General features: G+C 56.9%; 6 protein-coding genes. 4 read left to right on the forward strand and 2 right to left on the reverse strand.

Annotation, left to right across the window (positions count from 1 at the left end; all coding sequences use genetic code 11):
- Positions 1-95 precede the first annotated feature (95 nt).
- On the reverse strand, positions 96-1,325 hold the full coding sequence (locus RSSM_RS04485) for a pyrophosphate--fructose-6-phosphate 1-phosphotransferase (protein WP_008674999.1): 1,230 nt from the start codon (positions 1,323-1,325) through the stop codon (positions 96-98).
- A gap of 243 nt (positions 1,326-1,568) precedes the next feature.
- Here RSSM_RS04485 and RSSM_RS04490 point away from each other — a divergent pair, with 243 nt between their 5' ends.
- From RSSM_RS04490 to RSSM_RS04500, 3 genes are all read left to right on the forward strand, one after another.
- A complete protein-coding gene (locus RSSM_RS04490) occupies positions 1,569-1,994 on the forward strand; it encodes a methyltransferase family protein (RefSeq protein ID WP_008675000.1) in 426 nt (141 codons plus the stop codon).
- Positions 1,995-2,372: 378 nt separating this feature from the next.
- Positions 2,373-4,349, forward strand: coding sequence for a glycoside hydrolase family 97 protein (locus RSSM_RS04495; protein ID WP_008675001.1), 1,977 nt, complete (start codon positions 2,373-2,375; stop codon positions 4,347-4,349).
- 195 nt (positions 4,350-4,544) lie between these two features.
- Positions 4,545-6,581, forward strand: a complete 2,037-nt coding sequence (locus RSSM_RS04500; protein ID WP_008675002.1) for a right-handed parallel beta-helix repeat-containing protein — start codon at positions 4,545-4,547, stop codon at positions 6,579-6,581.
- Between the two features lie 281 nt (positions 6,582-6,862).
- Here the strand turns inward: RSSM_RS04500 and RSSM_RS04505 are convergent, their stop codons facing one another.
- Entirely contained in the window at positions 6,863-7,774 is a 912-nt protein-coding gene (locus RSSM_RS04505) for a B12-binding domain-containing protein (RefSeq protein ID WP_008675004.1), read from the reverse strand.
- 685 nt (positions 7,775-8,459) lie between these two features.
- Here RSSM_RS04505 and RSSM_RS04510 point away from each other — a divergent pair.
- Positions 8,460-10,729, forward strand: a 2,270-nt coding sequence (locus RSSM_RS04510; protein WP_008675007.1) for a chemotaxis protein CheW, incomplete at its 3' end; no start/stop codon positions are given.

Genomic DNA, 10,729 nt, shown 5'->3' on the forward strand with positions numbered 1-10,729 from the left:
AATGCCAGAACGGCGCTACACTTGGTCCGGCCTACTAAACAGGACGTCGACGATGCGGAACATCGTCTGGTGAAAACTCAAACAGCAACGGTGTGCTACGCGTGAGCGGTTTCGACCGCTTCATTCTTCGGCTGATTGATATCTGACAACAACTGGCCGAACCAAGGCACGTCGATGTCGAACGGCTTGCCGCCTTTGATGCGATCGAATTCAATCGCACGCAGTTCATCGCCGCGTTCTTCGTCTTCTCCGATAACGCCGCCGATTCCCGCGAGAGCACACTCAACGCCCTTTTCGGCACAACGCGCGATCAACGCAATGTCCTTCTCATTGGCCGCGGCCGCTCGCGAGTAGTATCCACTCTTTTGGATCAAGGTTTTCTCGGCATCGAGCATCGCAGCAAACTGTTTGCCGAACCATTTACCTGGGTTCACAGCGTCGAGTTTATAGTGGCCGAACGCATCCCGTGGAACTTCTTCGCCACGTGATTCCATCTCGGCAACGATCGCTTCCACGCCGGCACCTTCAGAGATGAAAATATTGACACAGTCGTGTTCGTCCATCACCGCCTTGAGCCGTTTGGCTTCGTGCTCGAGATCAAAGTGCATCTCTGGGATATAAACGCCATGCACTTCACGACGTTCCCGCGACAGACCGATCTCGGGGACAAAATTCATCTTGTCGAGTCGTTCGCGGTACGCGACCGCCGTTGCCGCGGTCAGCCATCCGCAATTGCGTCCCATGACTTCATGAACGATCAGCATACGAGGGTTGGCGTTGTGTTCGGAAACAACGTTCTCGAAAAACTTCGCACCGTTCTCCGCTGCCGTCCACGCACCGAGACTTTGTTTGATCGGAATCACGTCGTTGTCGATCGTCTTGGGCAATCCGACAACAGTCAACGCGTAGTCATTGGTCGCCAGGTAAGCCGCCAAATCAGCAGCCGTGGTGTTCGTGTCGTCCCCACCGATCGTGTGCAGCACGTCGACCTTGTCTGATTGCAACCGTTCCGCGGCGACCTGCAACGGATCCTGGCCCTCTTGAACGAGTCCACGTTTGACGCAGTCGGCGACATTGGTCAGCTTCACGCGGCTGTTGCCGATCGGGCTGCCGCCGTGCTCGTGCAGTACCTTTGCGTTCTCTCGAATGGTCGGCGTCACCATGAAGCTGTCGCCGAGCAAGAGACCTTTGTACCCAGATCGGTAACAGATGATTTCGACCTCGGGGGCCTTCTCGGTGTACGACTGGATTAAGGCACCAATGGCGGACGAAAGGCAGGGGGCCAGCCCCCCGGCGGTGAGAATTCCGACTCGCTTGACCGACATGACGATAGTTCCCTGATTGAGGCTGGAGAGACAAATAAAGAGTTGGCAGCAAACGCCATCAACGGATCGAGTAGATTATCCGATTGCGACACAATCGTCGCCTGCGAACCCCGCCCCACGAGCGATGGGCGGCTGATTCGCCCTCAAGCCGCTTTGCCGACCGAGCCTTTCCCCTAATCGGGACACCGCACCGGAGGCCGGCCATCGGACCGTTGTCACTCGCTCATCGAAATGCGATCCCGAATGTTTCACCGAGTCCTCGTTTTGCTGCAGTTCCTCGCGGCGGCAACGTTGGTCCTGACCGCCACCGGGGTCACCGAATCAACGCCCGCGATCGCGTTGATCTTGATCGGTGCCGGCCTGGGCGTTTGGGCGTGGCTGTCGTTTGGATTGACGAAGATCACCGTCTCGCCGGCTCTGCGTTCCGATGCCAGGCTGGTAACCAAGGGCCCCTACCGAATCATCCGGCATCCGATGTACACCGCCGTGGTCGTGTTTTGTTTGGGGTTTGTCGTGGCGTCCGTTTCGGTGTGGAAAATCCTCTTTTGGCTGGTGCTCGTGGCCGTCGTCGTCCAAAAGTCTCGGATCGAAGAAGCCCTCCTGCGTGAACGGTTTCCCGAGTACGAGGAATACACGAAACGAACCGGACGTTTCCTTCCGTATTGGTAATCCCAGTTCGCAGTCGCTGCGTTCCCGCTGCGTTCCCGCTGCCATCTCGCTGCCATCTCGCCGCCGATTCACCTCCCAGCAACCACCGCGTCACACCGAGCGGCCGGCAACTTTTTGCAAATTTGTGCGGACAGAACGGCATCGAGCGGCAGTAAGTCCTCTAGCCCATCCACCGACAAACATGACGGTAGGATCCCCACCGCTACCTGCCACCACGCCACCGATCCGCGTCATCCACGCCGCCATTCCGCTCGCGGGCACCTCAGCCGTGCCCCCGCCTCAACCAACCGTGTTTGCCCCCTTTTTACCTGAACCTCAATCGTCGGCGGCGTGCCGCCGTTCTCGGAACCAGCCCCCCGTCCCTCGCAAACCAACTCCATGATCAACTCTCCTCGATACTCGTTCTGGATCCGGCTCAGCATCACAGTCGCATTCGTGGCCCTTTTGCGTCCCGCGATGGCGATCGAGCTGAAATCGCCAGACGGGCGGCTCCACGCTGAAATCGACGTGAGCGAGAACGGTGACGTCGCGAACCTGGTTCACTACCGCGTCTCTTGGAACGGTCGACCGGTCATTACTCCGTCGCGACTCGGTCTACAAATCGACAACGCCCCCAAGTCGACAGGCGTAACCGTTCGCGATGTCACTCGCCGGTCCCATGACGAAACCTGGAAAACGGTGTGCGGCGAACGAAGCGAAGTCCGAGACCACTACAACGAAGTAACCCTCAACCTTCAAACGCAAAGCGACTCGCCTTTCGACGTTAAGATCACGTTCCGCGCGTTCGACGAGGGGCTGGCTTTCCGCTACGCATTTCCTGAGCAGGACGGTCGCCAACGGATCAGAATCAACCGAGAGCAAAGCGAATTCCGCTTCGCCGCGGACCATAGGACATGGGTCGCCTACAAAGCTCAGGCTCACTACAAGGAATCTCGACTTAGCAAAGTCCGATCGGGCTGTGAGCGTCCTCTGACGATGCAAGCCGCCGACGATCTATTCATCTCGATCGGCGAAGCCGGCTTGGTTGACTATGCCCGGATGAAGTTTGCACCGATCGAGCGAATGGAACTGACCGCTCGCAATTCCTCACCCGATCCATCACCTCAATCGACAGGTGCTTCTGCCGGTATCGGTGTGGTGAGTGCTCTGCACGGTCCAGCGGATTTGGATCTGCCCGCCTCAACGCCTTGGCGATTTGTGATGGTCGCCGACCGTGTCGGTGGTTTGATTGAAAACAACCACCTCCTGCTCAACCTCAACGAACCATGTGCCATTGAAGACACGTCGTGGATCAAACCGGGCACAGTCTTACGCGAAATGTCGCTGACCACCCGAGGTGGAATCGCCGCGGTGGACTTTGCCGTCGAACACAACATGGGATTCATTCACTTCGACGCCGGTTGGTACGGCCATGAGTACGACGACGCGTCCGATGCGACGACGATCACGGTCGATCCCAAACGCTCGCCCGGCCCACTCGCGTTGAAGGAAGTCATCGATTACGCCAAAGAACGCGGCGTCGGAGTCATTGTGTACGTGAACCGCCGCGCGTTGGAAAAACAGCTCGACGAAATCTTGCCACTCTACAAATCCTGGGGCATCGCCGGGATCAAATACGGCTTCGTAAACGTCGGGTCGCAACAATGGACCGCATGGCTGCATGACGCGATTCAGAAGGCAGCCGACCATCAACTGATGGTGGACGTTCACGATGAGTATCGCCCGACCGGTTTCGAAAGAACCTACCCCAACCTAATGACGGTCGAAGGCATCGGTGGCGACGAGACATCGCCGACGAACGTCGACACGCTGACGCTTCTCTTTAGCCGATCGATTTGCGGTCCCGCAGACAACACAATCTGCTACTACGCGTCGCGAGTCGACGAGAATGCAACCCATGCGTACCAACTCGCCAAAGCGGTTTGCATCTACAGTCCGTGGCAGTATTTGTATTGGTACGACCTCCCACGCAAAACGGCCAAACCGGAAGCCTCCTACTCGGTGATCGGTGACGAACCCGAACTCGCGTTCTTTGACGCATTGCCAACATCGTGGGATGAAACGCGTGTGATCGAAGGCAAGGTTGGCCACTACGTTCTGATCGCCCGACGCAAAGGCGACGATTGGTTCATCGGCGCGATGAACAGCCGCACCGACCGGACGCTCGATCTCAACCTCGACTTCCTGCCCAAAGACGAGCAGTATATCGCACACCGATACATCGACGACCCGACGATGGACACCCGAACCAAAGTGCGAGTCACGCAAACGCCCGTCGATGCTTCATCTACGATCGCGATTGAACTCACCGCTCAAGGCGGCCAGGCAATCCGACTGACACCGAATGTTCGATAGCGTCCGCTCATCGCCCTCCCCCCTTTCGCCCTTCCCCTTTCGCTCACCCACCTTTCCTTCCTTCCTTCCTTCCTTCCTTCCTGCCAACCATCCCAAACGTTTGCTCAGCGAGCGTTTCCCGCCGTCCACCCTTCCCACCTACACGCGGTCGTACGCGGTGCATCGCCCTGATGCGTCGCGTGACCACGATTAAACATGCGCAACCACCTCATTGCACCGGCTGCCGTTCTATTGGCAGTCGGCCTGTTGGGTTCGAACCTCGATTCGCTCCACGCCGAAACCTACGTCGTCTCCGTTGCAGGTGACGACCAGTCGCCAGGCAATTCCGAGCAACCGTTCCGCACAATCTCTCGCGCGGCCGAGGCAGCAATGCCAGGTGACACGATTCTCGTCCGCGCGGGCGTTTACCGTGAACGCGTCTCCCCACCCCGCGGTGGACTCCCCGGCAAACCGATCACCTACCGCGGTGAATCACTGGGAAAGGTGTTCTTAAAAGGTTCCGAGCTTTGGTCGCCGAAATGGCAGGAACATTCCGCCGGAGTTTTTTATGCGACGCCGGACGCCGCCTTGTTCGATGACGATGCCTACATCGACAGCCACAATCCGTTCCGCGTCCCGCTCGCGTCAACGCCATACAACCGCCAAGGCAAACCCGAAAAAGATCGCTTCGGATATGGCGATCCGACGCTCAGCTACAACTGCGGTCAAATCATCCTCAACGGGAAACCACTCACCCAAGCTCCTTTTCTCGAAGAAGTTGAGAAGCAACCCGGAACGTGGACGTACGATGAAGAGCAAGACCGTATCTATGTGCACTTCGGTGCCCTCTCGCCCAACGAACAAACCGTCGAGATCACTACCCGACGACGAATCTTCGCCCCCCACACGCTCGGCCTCGGTTACATCACCGTGGAAGGGTTTGTGATGGAACACTGCGGCAACAACTATCCGACCAACTTTTGGAACACGCCCAAATGGGCCCAGGCCGGTGCGTTGGGACTGCGTAGTGGGCATCACTGGATCGTCCGCAACAACATGATCCGCTATGCCAACACAGCGGCAATTGATTTCGGTTTCGGAGGCGGCAACAACGAAAAACCGGTCGCCGGGACTCGCAAACCGACATCGGACGAAATGGGTGCCGACAACCTGATCGAATCAAACTACCTCGTCGACAACGGAGCCGCCGGCGCGTTTGGCGCACAAAGTATACGGGTCACCATCCGTGACAACGTGATCATGCGAAACAACACCCTCAGATTCATCGGCAACAAGCGTTACGAACACGCCGGAATCAAATGTCATGGGATTCGCGACGGTTTGATTGAGCACAACTATGTCGCCGACAACCCGCTCAATGACGGGATCTGGCTCGACAATCGGTTCCCCGGCGCCCGCGTGACTCGAAACGTCGTCGTCAACAACGGGGTCAAAGGCATCTTTCTCGAGATGAGCGACCAATCCTGGGACTCCGCCTTCGTCGACCACAACATCCTCGTTGGCAATCATCTTCACCAATACTATGTGCACGACGCATCCGGCGCAACGTTCATGCACAACCTAGTCGCCAACAGTCCCGCCAGTGATTCGAAAGGCCAGGGGGCGTACATCTATCAGGTCACCGCGCGGACACGAACGTATCAACACTCATTGTTCAACAACCTATTTGTGTCCCATCGACGCATGATGGACATCAACTACCCTTCCCATCGCGGCGGCCCACAACGTCTCGACCATAACGTCTACGACACCACATCCAACGAACGCGACTTCCTCGTCAACGCGTCCGCGGACAAACCGTCCCCATGGACAGCGGACGAATTCTTCGCTCTCGTCAACAAGGATCTCGGCGAGACAGCCACCGGGATCGCTTCAATCCGCCCTCGCAAAAAAGAAAAGACCCCGAAAGCCCGCCTCACATTCGATCAATGGAAAGCTTTTTGGGCAACGCACGATCAACGCAACGACGCAAACAGTGTTCTGCAAACCGGCATCAACGTTGCGTACACACCGGAAACACAACACCTGCGGATAGAAATGCCGTTTGATCCAGCGAGCGTTGGAGCGACGGTACGCGAGAACGTCACCCACGACTTCTTCGGAGAGTCCCTGTCGACCGAAGGTGCTCGCAAACCTGGCCCGTTTCAAAAGATCGAACGTGGCGCCAACGAATACAAGATTTGGGACGGGCTCCCGATTCTCAAACCAGGTCAACTTCCCTCGGAAAACTAGTATTCCGACGCAGCTTGCCTTTCGAGAAACCGTAGTGGATCTTGTTAAAGATCCTCATGCAGCAGGATCTTCAACAAGATCCATTACCTGAAACGACGACAGACAAAACGAAAGCGTCTGGAAAGATAATGTGTCCGATTCCTGTCGGTGACTTCGCGAGCAATCAAGCCCGCGACGTCAGGCGACATCGGCCACAGCATTCCTAAATACACTCTTGCCACCTCAACCAAGACGATATCGCCTCGCGATCCAGAGCAGCCCTGTAAACGTCCCACCGGGAGTTAGACCCTCGCCGGGGGCCACACTTTGTCTTGGCGGTATTGCGGATAGCTGACGCTCTGTGTTTTCTCAACGGTAGTTTGGTTGAGCACGACTCGCTTGACGAACGATGCCATCTCTCCGAGCGTCTCGAAGAACTCACAAAAATCGAGTGACTTGCGGGCAGACGAACTCAGCCCACCACCTCCGATAAAGAGATAGGTGTCCGGGTTCAGATTCCGGTGCAGGTTTTGGTAGTTCGACAAGGTGTCGGTGCGATCATCCCAGTGCGTATTCGTGCTCCACACGATGCGTGTGTCCAGCGCGGTCGCTGCCGCGGCGAGTTCCTCGGCAGGCAACCGAGGACCGAGATCGCAAGCCATAACACCGATGCTGTTCAGACTCAACGAAACAAACTTCGACGCAAGCGTATCCGAACCTTGGTGCAAACATCCGCCCACTGCCGTGATCGCGTGCCGCTCATTGGTCTGGAAAAAGGGTGACAACAGATCCAGGGCGTTCATCATGGTCTCGGTGCACATTCTTTCTTCATACACCTGCAACTCACCACGTTGCCACAAGGTCCCGACCTGCCACATGGCGGGAGCGAGTGAATGATCGAGAACCGTGGTGATGTCGGTCTGGTCACGACAGGCTTCGAGAACGAGGTCTCTCAGGTCGGTCGCTTTCCTGGTCTTCAGCAACGCCAAGATATTGGCCGTCGCTAACGAGTCCGACAGATCGCCGCGAGATCGGCGCTGCGGCTCAGTACCAATCTCCTGCACCAATTGCTCAAGGTTGGACTGCGAAATTCGGCGATGGCCACCGGGCGTCCTCTCGAGATCAATCTCATGCCGACTGCACCACCGTTTGAAAGTGGAGGCGCTGACCCCGAGTCGCTCCGCGCCTTCGCTGACTGTCAACCACTTTTTCATATCTCTGACGTCTCTGAAATCTGCCGTCGTTCGCATCCGGCACGGTTTAGCTGCCACGTTTCATCTAACTCTGAAAACTCGTCGCTTGGTCCATCCCCCAACCGGAACAGGGCCGAACGGACGGGAATTTGCGTTTTCTTCCCTGGTGCTTTCCCTCCGAACGGTTTGCGTCGGGAAAAGCAGTCTTCAGATGTCTACTAATAGGATCGGCTACATGACGCCGACGTGCGACGAGAATCGGTGGGATAGAACCCGCCGCAAGAGATGAGCATGCCCCAGTGCGATCAATCCTTGTAACCACGTTCCCATCTCAACGGGTGCGACATTTCGTCGTGTCTTCTCCCGACAGAAACGCTCAAACCGAAGCCGGCCACGCTCAATCTGCAACCTTCTATTGCAGTAGCGACTCGGGGTGAAAAACACGCCCACCCGATCAGTTTGGACAGTTTCGAATCGATCACCCCTGATCACTTTCCGTCAGCAGCGACATCGAACCGTTCAACGTTGAGCCGAGGTTTGATCACCTCGATCGCGGCCAAAAGTTCTGCCCGACCTGCATATCTTTCGCAGGTTACATAACAAGTGTCCGAGCGAACGCCACACGCTGGCATTCACCCAATCCGACACGCACCCATCCACGCATCCGGCTCGGGCGAGACCTTCACCGGGGGAAAAAGAAAACACCGTGAATATTGAAGATGCAGAGCTAATCAAAGACTTCGTGATCGAATCGCAAGAACACCTTGGCGATATCGAGAAAGACTTCTTGACGATGGAATTGCAGGGCGCCGACGTCGACCTGAATCTCGTCAACCATGTCTTTCGCGCCATCCACTCGATCAAAGGTGCCGCCGGCTTCCTCGGTCTGCCTGTTCTCGAGTCGCTCGCCCACCGCGAAGAGGAAGTTCTTAACAAGATACGCAACCGCGAAGTCGTTCCGACCGTCGAAGTGGTCAGCACATTGCTGTCAGCAACCGATGGATTGAAAGAACTACTCGATTGTATCGAAGTTTCCAACGACATGGACGTGTCGGAAAAGATCGTCGCACTCGATCGAATCCTCTCAGGCGGTGAAGCGTCGCCAGAAGCCCCGGCCGGCAACGCGGAATCGGCCGACGACGCGAGCAACGATCAGGTCGTCGAATCTTCCGAGAGCAACCTCGACCAAGCAACCGAAGCGGTCGACCAACTCGTGAAAGAAGAGGCCGGCAACGACTCTCCCGAATCGGCTCCCGTCGCTGAAGCCAACCCTGAACCGGTACCAACACCTGCACCGGACCAGAAGCCCGCCCCAACACCACAACCCTCCGCCAACGCGAAACCTCCCGCATCGATCGGCAGCGATTCGTCACCGGCCGAGACTTCCATTCGCGTCGACGTCGGCTTGCTCGACACGTTGATGAATCAAGTCGGTGAATTGGTGCTCGCCCGCAACCAAATGCTGCAATTCGCAGAGCGATTCGATGACAACGAATACAGCACTACCTCCCAACGCCTGAACCTGATCACCAGCGAACTGCAAGAAGGCGTCATGAAGACGCGGATGCAACCGATCGGAAACGTGTGGAGCAAATTCCCACGGTTGGTTCGCGACCTCGCACAGATCTGCGAAAAAGAAGTGCGGATCGAAATGCAGGGCAAAGAAACCGAACTCGACAAAACGATCATCGAAGCGATCAAGGATCCGCTCACTCACTTGGTTCGCAATACCGTCGACCACGGCATCGAAGCCCCCGACGTACGCGAGACGTACGGCAAAGACCGAGAAGGCTGCTTGATACTTCGCGCCTTTCACGAGGGCGGCCAGGTCAACATCGAAATTTGCGACGACGGTGCGGGGCTCAACGTCGACCGGATTCGCGCCAAGGCGATCGAAAAGTCCATCATCACCGAGCAACAAGCTCATTCGATGGACGAGCAAGAGATCTGCAACCTGATCTTCGCTCCCGGGTTCTCGACCGCGGAAAAGGTATCCAACGTTTCCGGACGCGGCGTCGGCATGGACGTTGTCAAAACCAACATCGAAAAGATCGGTGGCACCCTCGATCTTGAGAGTCACTCGGGCCTCGGCACCACGGTGCGGATCAAAATCCCGTTGACGCTCGCCATCATCCCGGCCCTCTTGGTGAAATGTGCCGAGAACCGTTTTGCCATTCCACAGGTCAATCTGATGGAACTCGTCCGACTCGAAGGCGAGCAGGCGACTAGCAAGATCGAATGGATTCAAGACGCTCCGGTTTATCGGCTTCGCGGCGAACTGCTGCCGCTGGCCGACCTTCGCAGCATCCTCGGCAAACCCGCCAAGGAAGCGTCCGACGAAAACGACTCCGAAGCGATCAACATTGTCGTCCTGCGAGCCGAAGACCAACAATTCGGACTGATCGTCGAGGCCATCAACGACACCGAAGAGATCGTCGTCAAACCACTCAGCGAACAGATCAAAGAGATTCCGGTTTACTCCGGCGCGACCATCCTCGGTGACGGCAGCGTCGCGTTGATCCTCGACGTGCCCGGCATCGCACAGCGTGGCCGCGTGCTGCAGAGCGGTGGTGCACGCAACCCAAGAAAGTCCGATGACAACACCAACGCGAACTCCGCCAAGTTGCAATCGTTGCTCGTGCTCGGCATCGGACCGAAACGCCAAATTGCCATGCACATGTCGCAGGTCGCACGTCTCGAACAGGTGCCCGATCACCTGATCGAAGAAGCCAATGGGCAAAACGTGATCCAGTACCGAGGCGAAATCCTACCTCTGATCGACATGGCGTCGATCCTGGGAATTTCCAGTTCACGTTCGATGACGATGAGCATGGAATCCGACGCGACCGGCGATGTCAACGCAGTCGAACAAACCAATCAAGTCGTCGTCTACTCCGAAGACGGACAGAGTTTCGGTCTCGTCGTCGATCGCATTGTCGACATCGTCGAAGCCGACGTGAACCTGGTCGAATCGAC

It is taken from the genome of Aporhodopirellula sallentina SM41 (assembly GCF_000346505.1).
Taxonomy (GTDB): domain Bacteria; phylum Planctomycetota; class Planctomycetia; order Pirellulales; family Pirellulaceae; genus Rhodopirellula; species Rhodopirellula sallentina.

Bases quoted from the DNA above. Each gene is read 5' to 3' on its own strand.
- RSSM_RS04505 (WP_008675004.1), bottom strand. From the start codon at position 7,774: ATGAAAAAGTGGTTGACAGTCAGCGAAGGCGCGGAGCGACTCGGGGTC.
- RSSM_RS04495 (WP_008675001.1), top strand. From the start codon at position 2,373: ATGATCAACTCTCCTCGATACTCGTTCTGGATCCGGCTCAGCATCACA.
- RSSM_RS04485 (WP_008674999.1), bottom strand. From the start codon at position 1,325: ATGTCGGTCAAGCGAGTCGGAATTCTCACCGCCGGGGGGCTGGCCCCC.
- RSSM_RS04500 (WP_008675002.1), top strand. From the start codon at position 4,545: ATGCGCAACCACCTCATTGCACCGGCTGCCGTTCTATTGGCAGTCGGC.
- RSSM_RS04490 (WP_008675000.1), top strand. From the start codon at position 1,569: ATGTTTCACCGAGTCCTCGTTTTGCTGCAGTTCCTCGCGGCGGCAACG.